This window comes from Micromonospora sp. RB23 (assembly GCF_053585025.1).
Genome location: NZ_CM132111.1, coordinates 3,780,690 through 3,799,041, shown reverse-complemented (window position 1 = coordinate 3,799,041; position 18,352 = coordinate 3,780,690). Strand labels below are relative to the sequence as shown.

Annotated in this window: 22 protein-coding genes; 15 read left to right on the top strand and 7 right to left on the bottom strand. The window is 69.4% G+C overall.

All coding sequences use genetic code 11. The features are described 5' to 3' along the window. The first annotated feature begins 35 nt into the window (after positions 1–35). The 5 genes from ACTFTM_RS17600 (at position 36) to ACTFTM_RS17580 (ending at position 5,030) form a co-directional block, all read left to right on the top strand. Positions 36–1,829 carry an ABC transporter ATP-binding protein gene (locus tag ACTFTM_RS17600; protein WP_449561555.1) on the top strand — a complete coding sequence of 598 codons (1,794 nt, stop codon included), beginning with the start codon at positions 36–38 and terminating at the stop codon, positions 1,827–1,829. 367 nt (positions 1,830–2,196) lie between these two features. Then, positions 2,197–3,141: an endonuclease domain-containing protein gene (locus ACTFTM_RS17595; protein WP_449561554.1), complete on the top strand. Its 945-nt coding sequence runs from the start codon at positions 2,197–2,199 to the stop codon at positions 3,139–3,141. A gap of 28 nt (positions 3,142–3,169) precedes the next feature. Further along, positions 3,170–3,511: a DUF3024 domain-containing protein gene (locus ACTFTM_RS17590; protein WP_449561553.1), complete on the top strand. Its 342-nt coding sequence runs from the start codon at positions 3,170–3,172 to the stop codon at positions 3,509–3,511. A gap of 228 nt (positions 3,512–3,739) precedes the next feature. Then, a complete protein-coding gene (locus tag ACTFTM_RS17585) occupies positions 3,740–4,378 on the top strand; it encodes a lipoprotein (RefSeq protein WP_449561552.1) in 639 nt (212 codons plus the stop codon). 67 nt (positions 4,379–4,445) lie between these two features. Then, positions 4,446–5,030 (top strand): hypothetical protein, encoded by a 585-nt coding sequence (locus ACTFTM_RS17580; protein ID WP_449561551.1) that lies wholly within the window; start codon positions 4,446–4,448, stop codon positions 5,028–5,030. A gap of 247 nt (positions 5,031–5,277) precedes the next feature. Here ACTFTM_RS17580 and ACTFTM_RS17575 read toward each other — a convergent pair whose 3' ends face one another. Beyond that, a complete protein-coding gene (locus ACTFTM_RS17575; RefSeq protein ID WP_449561550.1) occupies positions 5,278–5,559 on the bottom strand; it encodes a DivIVA domain-containing protein in 282 nt (93 codons plus the stop codon). 204 nt (positions 5,560–5,763) lie between these two features. Here ACTFTM_RS17575 and ACTFTM_RS17570 point away from each other — a divergent pair, with 204 nt between their 5' ends. From ACTFTM_RS17570 to ACTFTM_RS17550, 5 genes are all read left to right on the top strand, one after another. Then, entirely contained in the window at positions 5,764–6,009 is a 246-nt protein-coding gene (locus tag ACTFTM_RS17570) for a winged helix-turn-helix domain-containing protein (protein ID WP_422740504.1), read from the top strand. Between the two features lie 547 nt (positions 6,010–6,556). Next, positions 6,557–6,808, top strand: coding sequence for a hypothetical protein (locus ACTFTM_RS17565; RefSeq protein WP_449561549.1), 252 nt, complete (start codon positions 6,557–6,559; stop codon positions 6,806–6,808). Positions 6,809–6,871: 63 nt separating this feature from the next. Then, the gene (locus tag ACTFTM_RS17560) at positions 6,872–7,537 is read left to right on the top strand and encodes a hypothetical protein (protein WP_449561548.1); all 666 of its coding nucleotides are present in this window, start codon (positions 6,872–6,874) and stop codon (positions 7,535–7,537) included. A 202-nt stretch (positions 7,538–7,739) separates the two neighbouring features. Continuing rightward, the gene (locus tag ACTFTM_RS17555; RefSeq protein WP_449561547.1) at positions 7,740–8,423 is read left to right on the top strand and encodes a hypothetical protein; all 684 of its coding nucleotides are present in this window, start codon (positions 7,740–7,742) and stop codon (positions 8,421–8,423) included. Between the two features lie 153 nt (positions 8,424–8,576). Further along, positions 8,577–9,824, top strand: coding sequence for a hypothetical protein (locus ACTFTM_RS17550; protein ID WP_449561546.1), 1,248 nt, complete (start codon positions 8,577–8,579; stop codon positions 9,822–9,824). 216 nt (positions 9,825–10,040) lie between these two features. Here the strand turns inward: ACTFTM_RS17550 and ACTFTM_RS17545 are convergent, their stop codons facing one another. The 4 genes from ACTFTM_RS17545 to ACTFTM_RS17530 all read right to left on the bottom strand — a co-directional run bounded on the left by ACTFTM_RS17545 (position 10,041) and on the right by ACTFTM_RS17530 (position 13,197). Then, complete coding sequence (locus ACTFTM_RS17545; protein ID WP_449561545.1) at positions 10,041–10,868, bottom strand: hypothetical protein; 828 nt, start codon at positions 10,866–10,868, stop codon at positions 10,041–10,043. Between the two features lie 20 nt (positions 10,869–10,888). Further along, positions 10,889–11,281: a hypothetical protein gene (locus ACTFTM_RS17540; protein WP_449561544.1), complete on the bottom strand. Its 393-nt coding sequence runs from the start codon at positions 11,279–11,281 to the stop codon at positions 10,889–10,891. A 210-nt stretch (positions 11,282–11,491) separates the two neighbouring features. After that, a complete protein-coding gene (locus tag ACTFTM_RS17535) occupies positions 11,492–12,631 on the bottom strand; it encodes a hypothetical protein (RefSeq protein ID WP_449561543.1) in 1,140 nt (379 codons plus the stop codon). Next, positions 12,631–13,197 (bottom strand): helix-turn-helix domain-containing protein, encoded by a 567-nt coding sequence (locus ACTFTM_RS17530; protein WP_449561542.1) that lies wholly within the window; start codon positions 13,195–13,197, stop codon positions 12,631–12,633. Before ACTFTM_RS17530 ends, ACTFTM_RS17535 begins: the two co-directional genes overlap by 1 nt. Positions 13,198–13,311: 114 nt before the next feature. Between ACTFTM_RS17530 and ACTFTM_RS17525 the strand changes: the two genes are divergently transcribed. Both ACTFTM_RS17525 and ACTFTM_RS17520 read left to right on the top strand, forming a co-directional pair. Continuing rightward, a complete protein-coding gene (locus ACTFTM_RS17525; RefSeq protein WP_449561541.1) occupies positions 13,312–13,470 on the top strand; it encodes a hypothetical protein in 159 nt (52 codons plus the stop codon). 48 nt (positions 13,471–13,518) lie between these two features. Then, positions 13,519–14,007, top strand: coding sequence for a hypothetical protein (locus tag ACTFTM_RS17520; RefSeq protein ID WP_449561540.1), 489 nt, complete (start codon positions 13,519–13,521; stop codon positions 14,005–14,007). Between the two features lie 318 nt (positions 14,008–14,325). On the opposite strand, the gene ACTFTM_RS17515 is transcribed toward ACTFTM_RS17520, so the two are convergent. Next, positions 14,326–14,886, bottom strand: coding sequence for a carboxymuconolactone decarboxylase family protein (locus tag ACTFTM_RS17515; protein ID WP_449561539.1), 561 nt, complete (start codon positions 14,884–14,886; stop codon positions 14,326–14,328). 157 nt (positions 14,887–15,043) lie between these two features. Next, positions 15,044–15,748: a hypothetical protein gene (locus ACTFTM_RS17510; RefSeq protein ID WP_449561538.1), complete on the bottom strand. Its 705-nt coding sequence runs from the start codon at positions 15,746–15,748 to the stop codon at positions 15,044–15,046. A 295-nt stretch (positions 15,749–16,043) separates the two neighbouring features. Here ACTFTM_RS17510 and ACTFTM_RS17505 point away from each other — a divergent pair, with 295 nt between their 5' ends. The 3 genes from ACTFTM_RS17505 (at position 16,044) to ACTFTM_RS17495 (ending at position 18,332) form a co-directional block, all read left to right on the top strand. Then, positions 16,044–16,493 carry a ribonuclease domain-containing protein gene (locus ACTFTM_RS17505; RefSeq protein WP_449561537.1) on the top strand — a complete coding sequence of 150 codons (450 nt, stop codon included), beginning with the start codon at positions 16,044–16,046 and terminating at the stop codon, positions 16,491–16,493. Between the two features lie 82 nt (positions 16,494–16,575). Further along, positions 16,576–16,941 carry a barstar family protein gene (locus ACTFTM_RS17500; protein WP_449561536.1) on the top strand — a complete coding sequence of 122 codons (366 nt, stop codon included), beginning with the start codon at positions 16,576–16,578 and terminating at the stop codon, positions 16,939–16,941. Between the two features lie 449 nt (positions 16,942–17,390). Continuing rightward, on the top strand, positions 17,391–18,332 hold the full coding sequence (locus ACTFTM_RS17495; protein ID WP_449561535.1) for a hypothetical protein: 942 nt from the start codon (positions 17,391–17,393) through the stop codon (positions 18,330–18,332). The last annotated feature ends 20 nt before the right edge of the window (positions 18,333–18,352 follow it).

The following is an 18,352-nucleotide window of genomic DNA, read 5'->3' as shown; positions in this document are numbered from 1 at the left end:
GTAACCTCAGCATATCCTCCCGGAAGGAGTTCCCCTTGGAACCCACCCCGACGGGCCGCGACCGCGGCCACCGCACCGTCAGCGCCGAGGAGAAGGAGCAGGCACGCCAGGTGTCCCTGCGCCGCATCGGCCGCCTCTTCACCCCCCACCGGCCTGCCCTGGTCATCGTCACCGCGATCATCGTCCTCTCCTCGATCGTCTCGATGGCCAGTCCGTTCCTGCTGCGTACCGTGATCGACCGGGCCCTTCCGCAGGGCGACGTGACCCTGCTGGTCTGGCTGGTCCTCGGCATGGTCGCCGTCGCCGCCGTGACCGCCGCGCTCGGCGTCGTCCAGACCTGGATCTCCACCCAGGTCGGGCAGCGGGTCATGCACCGGCTGCGCACCGACGTGTTCCGCCACCTCCAGCGGCAGTCGCTCGGCTTCTTCACCCGCACCCGCACCGGCGAGGTGCAGTCGCGCATCACCAACGACATCGGCGGCATGCAGTCGGTGGTCACCTCCACCGCCACCGCCGTCGCGGCCAACCTCACCACCGTGGTCGCCACCGCCGTCGCGATGGTCGCGCTCTCCTGGCAGCTCTCCCTGGTCTCGCTCGTGGTGCTGCCACCGGCCGTCTGGCTGACCCGCCGGGTCGCCCGGATGCGCCGCGAGATCACCGCCCAGCGCCAAGGGGAACTCGCCGACCTCAACGTCACCGTGGAGGAAGGGCTGTCGGTCAGCGGCGTCCAACTCGCCAAGACCCTGGGCACCGGGCCCGCCCTCATCGAGCGGTTCACCGCCTCGTCGGCCCGACTCGTCGACCTGGAGCTGCGCAGCGAGCTGGCCGGACGCTGGCGGATGGCCTCGATGAGCATCATCTTCGCCGCCGTACCGGCCGTCATCTACCTCGCCGCCGGCCTGCCCGGCGCCGCCGGCACGCTGAGCATCGGCACCCTGGTCGCCTTCACCGCCCTCCAGGGCGGACTGTTCCGGCCCCTGATGGGCCTGCTCAACGTCGGCGTCTCGCTGACCGCGTCGCTGGCCCTGTTCGCCCGGATCTTCGAATACCTCGACCTGCCGGTCGACGTGGCCGATCCGGCCCAACCGGTCCGCCTCGACCCGCCTCGGGTACGCGGGCACCTGCGCCTCGAGGACGTCACCTTCGGCTACCCGGGCAGCGACACCGCCGCCCTCGCCGGCATCACCCTCGACGTGCCCGCCGGCACCAGCCTCGCCCTCGTCGGCGAGACCGGCTCCGGCAAGAGCACCCTCGCGGGCCTGGTCAGCCGCCTGCACGACCCGACCGCCGGCCGCGTCACCATCGACGGCGTCGACCTGCGCGACCTGCGCCTGGCCGACCTGGCCGCGATCGTCGGCGTGGTCAGCCAGGAGACGTACCTGCTGCACACCACCGTCCGGGAGAACCTGCGCTGCGCCCGACCGGACGCCACCGACACCGAGATCGAGGCCGCCGCCCGCGCCGCCCAGATCCACGACCAGATCGCCGCGCTCCCCGACGGGTACGACACCATGGTCGGCTCGCGCGGGCACCGGTTCTCCGGCGGCGAGAAACAACGCCTCGCCATCGCCCGTACGCTGCTGCGTGACCCGCGCATCCTGGTCCTCGACGAGGCGACCAGCGCGCTGGACACCGAGACCGAACGCGCGGTACAGAGGGCGTTCGACGTGCTCGCCCAGGGGCGTACCACCATCACCATCGCCCACCGCCTGTCCACGGTCCGCGACGCCGACCAGATCGCGGTGCTCGACCACGGCCGCATCGTCGAAACCGGCGACCACGACACCCTGCTGCACCGCAACGGCCGCTACGCCACTCTGGCCGCGTGAGCCGTCCGTGTCGCCCCCTTGATCGTTGGCTGTTGGGCCACATGACACGCCGAGCGAATTGCTGCTGAGCAGCCACCGATCACCGCCCAGGCCCGATCCTGTCGATCATGGCCGAGGTGATCGGGTGACTGCCTCGACCCTAGGATCGGGACGATGCAGGAGACACGGCTGACGCCAGCTCCTGCGTCCTGAACCTCGGCCCAGCGCCGTGGTGGCCGTCAGTCGAGCCAACATCCACCACACGGTCGGCAGGACGCGCCTTAGCAGAAACTGAGCACGAGTGGGGGTTGTCCACAGTGGGTGCGCCGTCCACAGCCGCTGGGATGGCTCCTTGCGGATCTTGCCAGCGGGCCGCACGGTTCGTGGTGTGAATTCGGTGTTGCGGGACCTGGTGGAGCGCTCCGGTGGGCTGTTCACCCGTGCGGCGGTGACGCAGGTGGTGCCTGAGTGGGCGCTAGAGCACGCCTGTCGCGGCGGCGAACTAGTACGGGTGCTGCCCGAGGTCTTCGTGGCGGCACACCTGGTCAACGGCCGGGCGGGCGCACCCGTCCTGAAGCGGCTCGACCCGGTCGTCGCCCCCCTTGCGGCTCTCGCCTGGGCGCGGGGACGCGCAACACTCAGTCATCTCAGCGCGCTCGCCGCGTGGGGCCTGCGCCCGCAGACCCTGGGAGAGCCACTGCACCTCACCGCGCCGATCAACGCGGGCCTACGAACGCGCCCGGGTGTGGTGGTTCACCGCCGGAGGGACCTCGTCATCGCGCCGCCGCACGTGGTCGTCCGCCGAGGACTGACGGTGACCCGCCTGGAGCAGAGCGTCGTCGACTCGTGGCCGATCCTGCCGCCCGGCGAGCGGCGGGCACCGGTGATCCGCGCGGTCAACGACCGGCTCACCACTTCTGAGCGGCTGACCCTCGCCGTGGAGAACGTGCCGAAGCTGACCGACCGGGCGGCGCTGCGGACCCTGCTGACCCGGCTCGCCGACGGCTGCCGTAGCCCGCTGGAGATCTGGGGCCACGACCACGTCTTCACCGGCCCGACCATGCCGATGTTCCGTCGGCAGATGCCGATACGTCTCGGGCGGCGCACCGTCTACCTCGACATGTTCGCCGAGCGGGAACGGGTCGACATCGAACTCGACGGCGCCACCACCCACGGCGACCCCCGACAGCGGGAGATCGACCTGCGGCGGGACGCCCTGCTGGCGACCGTCGGCATCCTGGTGGTCCGCTTCGCCCATCGCCGCCTGGTCAACGAGGCCGACGACGTACGCCGGGAGACCCTGGCGATCCTCGCGAGCCGGACGACGGTCTGACCGCCTCAGCGGATAAGATCCTGGGTCGATGGACGGGCTTCCCGAGCAGGACGTGGCGCTGGTGCGACGCTGGTGCGACGAACGCGTACCACAGAGTGTGCGAAACCAGGTGCGGATCGAGTGCCACGAAGCACCCCGGCACCTCACGGTCGTCGAACGACGACCCCCGTGGCGTGGAGAGACCGGCCAGGAGTGGACGACCGCTCCTGTCGCCCGGCTGCGGTACACGAAGAAGACCGGCACCTGGACCCTGTACTACCGGGACCAGAACCTCCACTTCCGTCGCTACGACCTGACCCCGTCGTCCGACAGGGTCAGCGCGCTGCTCGACGAGATCGGCCGCGACCCGACCGGCATCTTCTGGGGCTGACGTCCCGGACCGTCAATCGCCCACCACCATGGATGGCGAGCGCCACGACGGCGTCAGTCGATCAGTTCACGTTTCCGGACCGACAGCAGGACGGAAGGTGCCGACTCACCATCCGCGGCCAGGTCCGAGACGAGGTGCTGGCCAACCTCGCCCCTCCCGATCGCCCCGCTTCGGATAGCATCCGTCGGCCGTCAGATCGACGGCACGGGACAGGGGGACGTTGCCAAGATGACTCGACGGGTTGCCGCGGTTGCCGCACTCACGCTCACCGTGATGGCTGGTTGCGCCGAGGGCGGAGGCGGAACCTCAGCGGACCCCTCGTCGTCGGCAGGCCCGACCGCCTCACCAATCGCGGCCGGCCCACCCTGGTACGACGAGGTCGCCCCGGCCGAGGCTGGCAGCACGGTGGGCGCGAAGGGCAGTGACTGCGAACTTCCGATCACGTTCTCGGTCCCGGCCGGGTGGAAGGTGACGAAGGTTTCCGGGCAGGCGCAGCTCACGGTGGGCCGATCGAGCCTACGCTGCGAGATCGACGCCAAGCCGGCCGGCCTGGTCGGGTTCCTGCGGGTGTGGAGCATCAACGAGAGCCTGCCCAGTGGGGGAAAGAACGACGCCGAGAGCTTCGTCGCCGAGTACGCCAAGGACCCGAGCGCGGTGTACCGACGGATCAAGGCTGGGCCGCTCGACTCGATCGAGGCGTCCTACGTGGAGGCCGACCTCGACGGGAAACCGAACCCACACCGGGCGGTCGTCGTTTCGGCGGTCGAAGGGGACACTTTGTTGACCATCGGTGGCATGGACGCCGACGAGTTCCAGTCGCTCCTGCCCGGTTACCAGTTGGCGAAGGGGAGCATCAAGCCCGCGTGAATCCCGGACGGTCGTCGACTCGTGGCGCGGGTGGTTGCGCTTGCCCGGTGCTGAGAGCCTGGGCGCTGTGAGCACGCTGCTGACGCAACTTCCGGCGCTCCTCGGTGTGCTGGTCGGCACCCTGGGCACTATCCTCGCCACCTCGCTCGCCGATCGCGCCCGGTGGCGGCGCAGCCAGAGCGTGCGCTGGGACGAGCGGCGCCTCGACGCGTACGTCGAGTTCGCGCACGCCCTCAAGGAGAGCCACGCGGTGGCGTTGCGGATGACGGCCCACCTGCGGCCCGGCTCACACAGCCACCCGATCGACCGGGGGGAGGGGCTGGCCCGGCTCGCCGAGTCGGACGCGCGGCGCACCATCGTCTGGGAGAACCTGCTGCTTCTCGGCGACGAGCCCACGGTGGTGGCCGCCGCCACCTGGCGAGACGCGATCTGGCGGCTGGAGCGGCTGGCCCGGGGGATCGTCGACGTTCCGGAGGACATCTCGGCGCAACTGGACGCCGTCAACGAGGCCCGGGACGGCTACTACCGGGCGGCCCGCCGCAGCCTCGGCGTCCGGGGCGGCTCGGTGGAGCAGTCGGCCGCGCTCCGTCAGGCGCTCGCCGGCCGGACGACCGTCCCGGCCGACCTCACCCCGGGCACCGAGACCCTCTGACGAACCATGGAGGGGATCGCACCGCCGTGGTCTGGCGAACGCAGGCCGGCGAGCTGGACGAAGACCTCCCGTTTGGCGGTCGCGTCGCCACGACGGTCGAGGACGTAGCCCGTCAACCAGACCCAGCCGTCGTAGGTCGGCTGGTCCGACACGGAGACGACGCGGAAGGTCAAGGCGCGCTCGCCAGCGAACTGCACCGAGGCTCGGCCGTCGACGACGAGCAGATCGCCGGGGGAGAGGCGCGCGGTCACCAGTGGCCGGAGTTGGGTTGGTCATCCGGCGGTCGGCACTCTCGAGCATGCATGGTCTGCCAGTCCCGCAGCGCCCGTCCGAGTCGGCCGTTCTCCTGGCTGAGCAGCCGTACCGTCTCGTTGAGCGTGGTCAGCTCGTCGGCCACGCGGGCCTGGAACTCGCGTACCTCATCGGGGTCGACGCCGCGCCGACGGGCGGCGAACGCGCGGGTCCGCACCTCGTAGGGCGTCAGCCGGGCGGGGTAGCCGGCCGGCTGGGGTTGGTTTCCTCGATACACCGGAACCACGACGATCCTCTCTGCGGGCAGGTGGGGTCGGGGCGGGCGCACGCACCCGCCCCGACCGAGGGGATGAGCCGCACTCGTTGCCACGCGAGGAGCGGCTCGCGCTTAAACATATATGCCTAAGTGTTGTTGCCGCAACGCTTAGTTGTCTGGCCAGTGCGTGTCGTGATCAAATTGGCGTGCCACGCGAGGAGTGCCATGCCACAGACACCGGACTACATCCGGATCTCGGAAGAGATCATCGGAGACCTGCGCAGCGGGAAGGTCAAGCCAGGGGACAAGTTGCCCTCGATCGCTGACATGTCCGACCGCTTCGACGTCAGCTCGTCCACCATTCAAATGGTCTACGTCCGTCTGGAAGCGCTGCGGGTGATCCGGCGACATCAGGGCAAGGGCATCTTCGTGACCGACCCGAAGACCTGGATGCGCGAGCCGTCACCTTGATCGTTGGCGGTCGGACGGCATGACTCGGTCAAGGAGATCAACGTCGGTGCTCGCCGCGCCGAGCCGGTGGACGGCTGATTCGCCGGGGGCGATGCGGGCGAAGGGGCGGCTGACCGGCACGAGATCCGTCCGCGGATTCCGGGTGCTGACGGTACGAGGCGACAACGAGTGGGCCGCCCCGCCGGACGCCTGGGTGGTCGCGCCTACCGCAGCGTTCTGGCCTGAGTAACCGCTTCGGCCTGGTCCGCCCGGCCGGCAGGTGAAGTGGCCGGCCGACCGGTCAGTTCCTGATGGCCGTCTCCCGTCTGTCTCGTCCGGTCCGGTCCCGTGCACGGGACCAGACCGTCCAAATTCGACGGTACCCATCCCAAGTCCTTGATGTCGCCCCGTGGGGCTTCGTACGGTGAGCCTTCACCCGCCGCAAAGTGAGCGTGGCTTCACCATCAGTGCCGGTGGGGCACGGATCGACAGCGGATTCAGTCTCAGCCTCTCGGCCACCACGGATGGCCGGTGTGCGATGGGAGGGAGCACGCCAATGGAATGTGTCATGCCGCTGGTCTATTTCGTCGGCTTCTTCATCGGCATGATCGCGGTGCGAGCCAGAGCCGGTCTCGGGCAGGGCCCGATCAAAATCCTCGGTGACGGGGGCGTTGGTCTGGAATGGTTCGTCGGATCCCTGCTGACGCTGATGTTCTGGCCGGTCAGCCTGGTTCTCTGGCTTGCCCGAGGCCGTCCGGAGCCACGGATCGTCTTCAACGACAAGGCAAGGGAGCGGCGTCGTCGCGCCGCCGGGATCTGAGAGGCCCTGGGTATGTCGGATCACCGCGGCCATCCGGACAGACTGCCGCCTGGCACTGCCGCCATGCTGGCGGATTTCGCCCGCTACGAGTGGTACGGCGAGAGCAGTGGCATCGGGCCCGAACAGGCGTGGGGGATGCTGGTGACGCTGCTGCCGCTGAGCCAGTCCGACCCGGCCGGCCTGACGGCCGCGCTCGCGTGGGAGGTGACCCCGCTGGGCGGCTGGTCGGCGTACGGGGCGAGCCGGGCAGTGGCCGAGTTGCTCGGCCTCGGCTTCGAGGGCGACGACGCAAAGGCCGTGCTGGACGGTGGAATCCGTTTCCTGCGCCAGAACGGCGTCCCGCCGCTGCGGGTCCGTCATTACGAGTGGAACCGGTGGGTCGACACCGGAGGCGACGTCAACAGCTGGCTCCCGACGACGTCGCCGCCGCCGCCGGAGCGGTCCGGGCTGCGTGAGCTGGCGCCGGGCGAGGTGCGCCACATCGCCACGCTGACCGCCGACCACGATTCGAACACCATCCACCTGTGCCGGGGCGACTCAGGCGCCTACCTCGCTCTGATCGACGCCCCGCACAGCGACGATGACCCGACCCGCTCCCGCCGGCAGTGGAAGCAGGCCGCGTCGCTCTACGAGGTCTTCGTCCAGGTCGGTTTGGCGCTGCAGTCACCGCCTCACTGGGTGAGCGCAGAACTCGAGCCCTATATCCCGCTTCCCCGACCGAGCATCTGACGACGGAGGACCCATGCCTGGCTATGACCCGAACTGCGACAACTGCATGAAGTGCGGAACCTGCCGGGGCACCGGTGTCGTTCGGCGTACGCGCATGGACCGCGGCAACGCCTACTACGTCGACGAAACCTGTCCGACCTGTCGCGGAGTCGGTGGCAAGCCCGCAGCCGGCAACCACAACCACCGCTGACGGTACAGGACTGTGGATCAGCAGGCAGAGGTACAGATCGCCGGATCGCTCCCGCTTGCGGCGGTGATGGACGCGCTGCGGGCCGAGCGGACCGTGTTCCACTCGGAGGCGGATTTCCAGCACGCCTTTGCCTGGGCCGTGCACTGCCTGGACAACGAGGTGCAGGTGCGGCTCGAAGTCCGGCGGCAGGAGAGGGCGTACCTGGACCTGCTCTGCTCTGGCCCGAATGGCCGGACGGCGATCGAGTTCAAGTACTTCACCGCCCTCTGGGACGGTGTTGATCCTCGCACCGGCGAAGAGTTCCGGCTGCGCCACCACGGCGCCCCGGACCTGGCCCGGCTCGGATTCGTGGCCGACGTCGCCCGGCTGGAACAGTTCTGCCGTCCCGGCCCCACCCCGATGAACGGTCTGGCCGTCCTGCTCACCAACGACCCCGGGATGTGGAGACCGCCAGCCGGCTCTCGGCCGACCCGGGACGGCGAGTTCCGCCTGCACGAGGGGCGCAGGCTTCGCGGCAGGCTTCGCTGGGGGACGGAGGGCAGCTACTTCGCGGCAAATCAGCGGGACCTGCTCGGTGACTACCCGCTGAACTGGCGGGACTTCGCCCGCCTGGACGGCCGCAACGGCGAGTTCCGCTGGCTGGCGGTGCGCGTCGACCAGGTGCAGCCCACGACGGTGAACCTGGTGGTCGGGTGATGCCTGTCGAACACCCTCCTGGCTCAGAAGCGCTCGGTGCGCTGCGTCGCCGCCTTCCCGCCGCACCGATAGGCCGTCCGAGGCCGCAGGGCCACGAAGTGACAAAGCGCAGGCCGTCGCTGTCCACCCCTTCCGGTACGTCAGGAGCCGACAATGGTTAACGACATTCAGCTGATCAGTGACGGCGACGGAGTGGCGGTAATCGGCGATCCGACGGCCGTCGAGCGTTTCCTCCTCTCCGAAGGGCTGCCGTCGACGGACCTCGGCCTGCCACGGCTCGGGTCCGTCCTCAACGCCGGGGCGGCAGCGGCACAGGCAGGCTCCTCGATCGCCGCCCACTCAGGGCGCTGGGTGCAGCTGACCAAGGAGTCCGCGCAGATCGTCGACAGGTACGGTCTGATGCCGACCAAGACCCCGGGCATCAGCCACGCCATGGTGGGGAACCCGGGCTCGATCCAGAGATGGCTCCAGATCAAGGGGACCGGGGCGGTCGCTGGCAACCCTGCGCTGCTGGCCGGCGCTGCGGGGATCATGGCGCAGGTTGCGATGCAACAGAGCATGAAGGAGATCACCGACTATCTCGCCGCGATAGACGAGAAGGTCGACGATGTGCTCCGCGCCCAGAAGGACGCCGTGTTGGCCCGCATGATCGGAGTGGGCTTCGTTCTCGAGGAGGCCATGACCATCCGGGAGGCGAGGGGCCGGGTCGACGAGATCACGTGGTCGAAGGTGCAGGGTGCGCCGGCGACGATCGCCGAAACCCAGGCGTACGGGCTGCGTCAACTCGACGCGCTCGCGGAGAAGCTGGAGCGCAGGACCACGATCGGCGATCTCGCCAAGGCGGCCAGGGAAGCAGAGTCCACGGGACAGGAATGGCTCTCCGTCCTGGCACGCTGCTTCCAGCTCCAGGACGCGGTCGCCGTGCTCGAACTCGACCGGGTGCTGGACGCGTCGCCCGACGAGCTGGACGGGCATCGCCTCGGGCTGAGGACTGCGCGGCAGAACCGGCTGGAACTCATCTCCCGGTGCACCGAGCGCCTGATGGCCCGCATGGACGCCGCCGCAGGCAGAGCCAACGCCAAGGTGCTGCTGAATCCGATGGACTCCCCGGCCGTGGTGAAGTCGAGCAACCATGTCTCGATGGCCATCGTCGAATTCCAGGGCCGGCTCGGGATCGACGGCACGCGGCAGTCATCGGAGGCGAAACGATGGACGGATGCCGCCAGGGAGGCGAGGGACAAGGCGCTCGAGACGGGAGCGGAGGGCGTTGGTGCCGCCAGGCGCCTCGGCGACGAGACCCTCGGCCGGGCCAGATGGGCGACGGGCAAGCTCTCCAGCCGGGTCGCTGAGCGAGCGCTCCGTCGGCGCGGGAACGACGAGGAACGCGACGAGAAGGACTGAGTGGGCAAGGCGTCGAGAGCCCCTGGCCTGGCCAGTTCGGACAGACCAGGGGCCTCCGTGGCTCCGCAGGTGGTCAGGAACACGTTCCCCATTGACAGTTGTGGCCCGAGGGCTTCCGCCTGAGCCCTTCAGCCTCCGTGCACCACCTGCACTTCGGTTTTCCTGCCTTGACGCATGCACAGCCCATGTTTGCCTCCTGTTTCGTTCCGCGGCGCGTCAGCCGCGCCAGTTCCTCTCGAACACCAGCCGCCACGCCTGCTTCGTGTCGGCGGTCGAATCGCCCCAGGCTGGTATCTCGCCGCCGGCGGACGCGGTCAAAAAGCTGCCTCGCTGCAGCAACCCGTCATGCCATTTGGCCACCTGCCTCGTCAAGCCGTGGTGGCACAGGGGATGCCAGGCCCACAGCCAGTCGATCATGTCGTCAGCCTGCTGCAATCGTCTGTCTGGCGAGGCGACGCCGAAGCGGCTCACGAATTCCTCGAACGCCTCCGGATCCCTGAGTTGAGCCGTGAAAGCACCGGCCTGCGAGCCGACGGTGAACGCCGTGCGCTCTGCCAGCCTGGCACGGTTCACCGGGGTGTCCGGAACGCCAGCGCTCGACAGCGAATCGAGGCAGTAGTCCGGATACAGCGGCGGGATCGTGCGTGGGCGATGCTTGAGCACCTGGCTGTTGACCAAGGTGGTCAGCGCATCGGCGGCAGTCGCATCAGCCACGTGGATCCGCAGGCCCATCCGGTCCAGCTCGAACGTCCCGCCACCCGGAGTCACCTCGGTGTACGCGCCGGGAACCTCCGCGATATCGGTCGCCCGCACGACGGTGCGGCCGCCTCTGCGCATCACCAGCACCCGTCGATCGGTCAGCACGACGGTGTCGTCGTGTGAGCGCTCGTCCACGGCGATTCCCAGCACCTGCTCATTCGGCAGGAGAGCACCTCGAATCCCGTGCTGTCCTTTTGCTACCGCCTGCCGCGAGCGGGTCCCCCGAGTGAACAGGACGTTCGAGAAGCGCGTGTCGAGTGGCTCGTCAGGCTGGAAAAACCGCATGTCTCTCCTCGACTGTCGCTTCAGTACCGGTCGGCCCCGGTGAGAAGTTGCTCAAGCCGGTCGGCCGTCGAGGTCACGAGCGCCAGCGGACTTTCGAACTCGTTGATGTTCAGGTTGAGCAACGGCACGGCGTGGCGGAACGTCACCATGTCACCCACGGCGGACATCCCACCGCAGACCGTGTCTCCGATCTCGCGCAGCGCCTGCGCCACGTTGACCGAACGCAGCTCACCGAAGGGCGACTCGATCTGCACCCACTCCTCGGACCCGTCCGCCAGGGTGACATGCCAGAGCAGCACCACCTGCGAACGGAGGTTCCCGGTCTCGAAGACCAGCTTGATCAGGTCTTGCTGCTCATCGGAGATCTTGTAGTTCGACCGTACGTAGGATTTGAGGTCGGCCCACGTCGCCATGTTGATCCTCCTATGCCGTTTCTTGACGGAGAAGGCGCTCGTGCGTCAGACGTGATTGCTGGGTAGCACCGGCCTTCTGCCCGTCGTCCGGGGCAAAAGCGAGTGCACTCTCCTCGCCGGGAAACCGCAACCCCTGATTCGCGGGCTATACAGGATCCGTCAATTCGACGAAGACTTTCGGACGAAATTGCGGTGGAGTTCTGGGCGGGCTCAATCAGCCGCTCGGTTACCGTCGTTCGGAAATTGTGGCCGCTCATCCACATTGTGGCTGGAGTCGCCGCGGTCCTGGGGCCGACCAGAGTTCAGCCGTTCGTAGAACGCGCGGCAGCGGGTTTTCCAGTCCATTTCCGACTCGCTCGTCAGGCAACGTGTGAGGAGGGAACACACGCCGTCGATCACCTCGGGGTCGGTGATGCGCTGCTCGTACGTCTCAAGGGTTTCGGCCAGCCGGCGGCGGGCGCCGGACTCGACGAGCTCAAGCGTGGCCATCGCGCGAACCGCGGCGGGCAGATCGATGTCGACCAGCGCCGGGATGAGGCGTCGGGCGACGCCGACGTCAGCGGCCCGGTTCGCCACCGAGATACAGTGCGCGAAGAATTCCGGATCGACGGGCCGGGGCGCGTAGAGCTGCGGTAGCAGCTCGATCGCGAGCCGCTGCACGCCCTGCTCCATGCTGGACATCAGCGCCAGGATGGTCTCCTCGTCCGCGGCACGCTGCGCGGCGAGCACGCGGATCGCCCGCTTTCGGGCGATCTTGTTCTCGAGCTCGTCGGCCGCGATTTCGGCGGCGACCAGTAGTTCGGAGCGGCTGAGCCGATCGGGCTCATTGAACAGTTGGGCCACCGCAGCCCGCTTGTTGCGTTCCTCCATCTGGCGTAGGGCCAGTTCCGTCAGTCTGGACAGCTGACTCTTGAAGCGCTCCTTGAAGCCTCCGTACGAGAACGGGATGATGGTCAGCCGGCGCTCTGACTCCACCTCCCTGAGGATGTCGACGAGCTTCTGCTTGTCGGGGTCGACGATTCCGGCGGCCTCTCTGGTGAGGGTCTTGTACACCTGGTAGGTCCGATCGAGGCAGAAGACCAGGGTCGGCTTCCCGATGGCCAGCGCCTCCCGCAGTTCCGTCCGCCAAGTGATCTCCCCGTACGCCTCGACGATGACGAACACGCACACATGTGCGTGCTGCACGGTGTCGCGCGAGTTGGTCTCCCAGCTTGCCTGCGCATGGTTGACGTGCAGGATGTCCCCGGACAGGTAGTGCCAGACCTCCGCGTCGAAGCCGTTGGCGACGTGGATGAAGTCCTCGCGGTAGCGCTCTGTGTCGTGGGCGCCGCACAACATGATCCGTAACATCAGCCCACCGCCCGGTACCAGAGCGACTGGATGTCGACGTGTGGTTCCTCGTCCGGCGCGCCGACGAGGAACAGCGCGTGTACGGGTGGGTCGCAGTCGAGTTCGATCGGTATCGACACCTCGTCGTGGCTCTTGCCGGTCATCAGCCGCAGGCCGGGCCGGGGGAGGGCCAGTGTCAACCGGGCACTCCACGGACCCCAGCCCAGTCGTATCTGGTGTGCCCGGCCGACGGCTGCCGGCGTCGGCCGCAGGTGTATCGCCACCGGACCGCTGTACGCGGACGGCCAGGTGTGCACATGGAGCCCGCTGACCTCGTCGGTGCGCCACGGATCCCAGTGGCCCCGACTGCCCGACAGGACAGCGGCTTCGATCCAGCCCCGGGCCGAGTAGACACGGTCGAGCACCGAAGCCAGATGGAGTGGGATCGGTGTGCCGTTCTCGTAACGGCTGAGGCTGGACTTGCTCACGTGGGCCGCCTCCGCCATATCCCGGAGGCTTCGCCGTCCCCGGAACCGCTTCAACGCGGCGCCGATTTCGTGGTCGGAAGCGAGGAGTCGATCGTCCATGAAATCGCTGTCCCATCTTTGTCCCATGCCGGTGACGTGGATGTCGCTGTCGGGCGAGGCTGACCACGTCGGTTCCGGGTGGTGCGAGCGCGCCCACCGTGGGCCGGTAGACCGATGTCAACTAGTCACGAGATGGAGGAGCAGATGCCCCGTTCGCCGGAGAACAAGGAAAAGCCCAACGCGAGTGAGACCAAGCCTCGCAAGGAGGTGTCGGACCGCACCAAGTCGGCTCTGGGCAGCGCGGCCATCAAGGGCGCGCAGGGCTCGAAGTAACCGGCACCCGACCGGCCGCACCATTTCCCGGACAGAAAGGCGCTGATCTTGGGGCTGTTCTCATCGACGACACCGCTCAGTTCGAAGTACGCGGACGCCCTGAGCCCGTACTTCGAACCGGACGAGGTCGGCAAGCGGGTGTACCGGACCGGATGTGAGAAGCTCGCGGCGGCACAGGACGCCATCGATGCGAGCTTGCGCGGCGGGGAGGAACTGCTGACCATCGTGCCGGGCTTCCTCAACGGCGGGTTCCAGCGGTTGGCGGTGCTCACGTCGCAACGGGTTCTGGAATTCAAGCGGAAGCTCGAACGCGAGATCGCCATCTCGGAGGTCGCCGAGGTGGAGCGAATGGTTCACGTGAGCGGGACGTTCATGGTGCTCATTATCAGCAAGAGGGCGCTTCCCTACGCGTCGATGCGTAACTCGAACAGCGCCGCGGGGATGAAGTTCCACGAGAACTCCCTTCTGCTCTACATGTCCACGCCGGAGTTGGCGCAGCACTTCGCATCGCTTCTGGACGGAGCTCGAGGGCGCTGAGATGGCTGGCCGATGGCCTGCCCATCGGCCAGCACCAGCGGCGGTGGTGGCGGCATGAGTCGCCTGGCATGACCGATCACGAGGCGCGACCGTCGGCTTGTGGCTGATCGGCGCGTGGGAATGCAAAGTCTTGTCAGCTTCGTGACGCCCTGTCAATGACATGTACCGGACAGGATCGTGCCGATCGGACGACCGTGTCGACGTGGCCGAGGAGCAGCACGCGCTGATCGGCGGCCGGCCACAGCAGGCCGATGGGCCTCACCGGTCGTGCCCATCGACCATCGCAGGGGATCGAGACGCGGTCACCCGTGTCCGTGCTCAGCCCGCCGCGGGGACCGCCGATCCGTAGCCGACCTCGACGATCCGGTGCGCCATCGCGGCGTACACCTCCTGGCCCTCGGGCGCCAAGGTGCCGAGCCCGTCGACGTACCTGTTGAACATGCAGAACGCGGCGGCGATCAGGACGGTGTCGTGGATCTCCAGGTCGGTGGCGCCCTCCGCGCGGGCGTCGGCGATCAGCTCCGGGGTGACGTTGCGCCCGCTGACCTGCACCGCGCCGGCGATGCGCAGCAACGCCCGCAGCTTGGCCGAGATCGGGGCGCTGTCGAGGTCCGCGCGTACCCGCTCGACGAGGCTCATGCCCGCGTCGAGCTGCGCGGCGGCGAACGCCGAGTGCGACGCGCAGCAGAACGTGCAGTCGTTGCGCCCGGAGACGTACGCGGCAATCAACTCCCGCTCGCCGGCCGGAAGCGAGTGCGGGCCCCGCAGCAGCACCTCGGCCAACTCGTTGAGGGGCTTCGCGGTCTCCGGGCGGTACCGCATCGGCCCGGTGACGCCGGGAAACTGCTTCTCGTCCACCCCGAGATCGATGTACGCCATGGTGTTCTGCCCTCCAGTTGTGGACCGTGGCCCGACCGGGACGGCCGCGTCTGCCGGCGGTGGCTGCCCGAGCGGGGCGGCGCGCGAGACGCCGTGCAGCCACGATCTCACCCTCCCCGGCGAACACCTCTCTTCGTTCATGCTGCATCCCGCCGCGTCAGGGGGTGGCGCGGTGGTGCAGGAGTTCGCCGATCCAGCGCGCCGCCTCCCGCTGGGCGGCGAGCAGGTGCTCACGGGCGTCCGCCATCTCCTGGTCCGGGTCCGTGTCGAGGTGGTCGCCCAGGATCGTCGCCCACCGCCGGCTCAACTCCTCGGCGTACGTCGCCCGGCGCATCTGCTCGTCGAACTGGTACTCCATGCGCACCATCGCGTCGACGTGCGGTCGCAGCGCCGGCATGATCCGCTCGTCGAGGCGTACGGCGGCGTCGGGTCGGCAGGTCACGAGGACGTCCCCGCGCCGGTAGGACCACTCCGGGTCCTCGGCGAGCGCGCGCTGCAACGCGACCTCCAGGTCGGCGGCCCGGTGCGGCGGCAGTTCCCGGGCGGCGTCGGCGGCCAGTCGGGTCAGCCGCTGGATGGCGTTCGGCTGGAAGTACCCCACGTACCAGTTCAGCACCTCGGCCCGCAGGCTCGCCGGTGACGACCAGGCGAAGGTGGCGCGGACGTAGAACGAGTAGACGTACCCCTGCGCGGGCACCGCGATCAGCCGGGGCGCGTCGCGTTGCTCGACGAGGGGGCCGGGCGGGGACGGGCCGGCCCCGGCGCCGACGGGAGCCTCGTCCTGGAGCGCGGCCACCAGCCGATCCCACGTGCGCGCCCACCACCGCCAGCCGCGCACGCTGCCGTCCCGGGTGATCCTCACGACGCGGACGCCCCGCTGCCGCCACAGATCCGCGGGCCCTGGTCTCTGCTCGGGAGCGTCCGTCATGGCACCCCTTCACGGTCACGGGCAGCGCGCCCGCAGCTCACGCTAACAACGGATGACCGAAATGCCCGCCGCCGCGCCGGTGTGCGGCACAATGTCGGTTGCCCGGGGTTCACCGGGCATTGTGGAGCAGTTGGGCTGGTGGGGCTGTCGCCGACCGCGGGCAGCGGCCAGACTGGGCCCGACCCGCCAATCACGTGGGTCGATGGATCGGATGGTCTGGAGGCAGCCTGTGTCCACCCTCGTGTCCCCGCTGGCCACGCTCGGCGCGATCCGCCGGCGTACCACCACCCTCGCTCTGCTCCTCGCCATGGTCGCCGCCGCGTTGGTCGGCCCGTCCGTGGTCACCCCGCGCCTGACGGACTCCGCGTCGGCGGCGGTCTACAGCTCCTGCACCATCAGCCGCTGCGCGGACGCGCGTACCGCACGATCCGGCTGGTCCGCCAAGGGCTTCCCGACCAGCCGCGGCTGGTACTCCTGGAGTGGCGGGCTGTCCAACTTCGCCGGTGGCCGGTTCTACAACTACGAGGGTCAACTGCCCACGAACGCCACCTACTACGAGTACGACGTGTATCCGCGCACCCAGGGCGCCGCCCGCGACGCGTACCGGATCGTGGTGAACCGCAGCACGGGCGTCACCTGGTTCTCGCCCAACCACTACACCGACTTCTACCGGCTCTGACCGACCCGAGGATCGGCCGGTCGCCTCTTCGCGGCCGGCCGGCCCTGCGGATTCGGCGCCCGCCCAGACCAGGAGGCACGTGATGGCCGACGAGGACGACGGACGATGGCCGGACTGGTTGACGGTGTCCCGCGCCGACGCGCACGAGGTGCCGGACGCCGTGGTGCTGGTCGGGGCGGCCACCCGGGACCGGCCCGCGCTCTTCGCCGCGCTGGCCGACGCCCTGGCCCTGCCACGCCACCTCGGACACACCTGGGACGCACTCGCCGACGCGCTCCGGGACCGGCTGGACGCCGGACCGCTCACCCTGGTGGTCAGCGACGCCGCCCAGTTGCTCGTCGACGAGCCAGCCGATCAGTACGCCCTGCTGCTCACCGTGCTCGGCGACCTCGCCACCACCGCACCCCACCCGCTGCACGTCGTCCTTCGCGAAGCCCCGCCCTCCTGACTGCCCTTCCCGACCACCGCTCCCGCCGACTCTTCCGCCTCGCGGTGAGCCGGCTGCCAGCCGCGGAGGCGACGACGCGCGACGGTGGGTGACGGCGTTGGGAGATGCATGGTCGGATGAGCGATATGACTCAGAGGTATAAATATGACTCTGAGGTATATCGCTCGTCAGCGACACCGCCCGCCCCCGCCCCGCTCGGCCGCGCCGGCCGCTCGGCTGCACCGCCCGCGCCGGCCGCTGGGCCGCGCCGGCCGCTGGGCCGCGCCGGCCGCACGGTCGCGCCGCCGTGCCGCCGCACGTTCGAACCGTTGTGGGTGCTCGCTTCCCGACAGTCGGGGCAGCACGGGGACGCGGTGACGGTGGCGGTGACGCTCGGGTGACGGCCCCTTCGCGATCCTCGTGCCGAGCCGGGCGGCGTGCCCGGGTGTGGGCAGCGGGGAGGCCGCAGCGTGGACTTCGTCGACGGTGTGCTGGTGCGGTTGGCCGATCCGGGCACCCGCGCCGCGCTCTTCGACGACGCCTCGCTGGGAAACCTGGTCGAAGCCGCGTACGACACCGAGGCGATGCCCGTCGCGCCCCCGTACGCGGCCGTCTTCGACGAGCTGACCCTCGGCTTCGCCGCCGCGCCGGTGACCCTCGCCGAGGGGGAGTGGCTGGGCGCTGGCGGCACGGCCCGCACCGAGCTGCGCGTGCGCCTGCACGGCCTCGGCGGGTCGGCCCTGCGGATCGACGCGCTCTGGCGGGGGAGCCTCGTGGTGCGTACGAGCACCGCCCGGGACCGGGTCGAGGACCTCGACGTGGCGATGCCGACGTTCGACGTCGACCCGCAGATCATCGCCGACCTGGGGGCGTTGCCGGCCGATCCGGCGCTGCTGGAGACCGAGCGCCGTACCCGACTGGTGGCCCGGCTGCGGGCGGGCCTGCACCAGCCGGCCGCCTTCACCGACGCGCACCTGGACCGGCTGCTCGCCGGTGTCGGCGCCGCGAACGCCGGTGACCTGGTGGACCGGATGCGCGGGCAGGCCGCCGCCGCGACCGTTCGGCTGCGCTACGCCGCGCCACCGGCCGCGCCACCCACGCCCCGCCCGCTGCCGTTCGCCGCCGCCGTGCTGGTCCGCGACAAGGGCTTCTCCCTGGCCGACCTGCTCGTCGAGACGCGGCTGGTCCGCGCCCGGGCCGAGGAGCTGGGGCTGGACGTGCCCGCGCCGGACGACGTCCGGCGGCGACACCGGGTGGTCGCCGTGTGGGTCGTACCCGTCGAGACGTTCGACGACGACGGATGGCCCGGCGGCGACACCGGCACCGCCGCGCAGAAGCGGGCCGCCCGGTTCGCCCGCGCCGGCCAGTGGCTCGCCCGCAGCGGCATCGGGCTCGCCGCCGTCCCGACCTGAGATCAGACCAGCAGCAACTT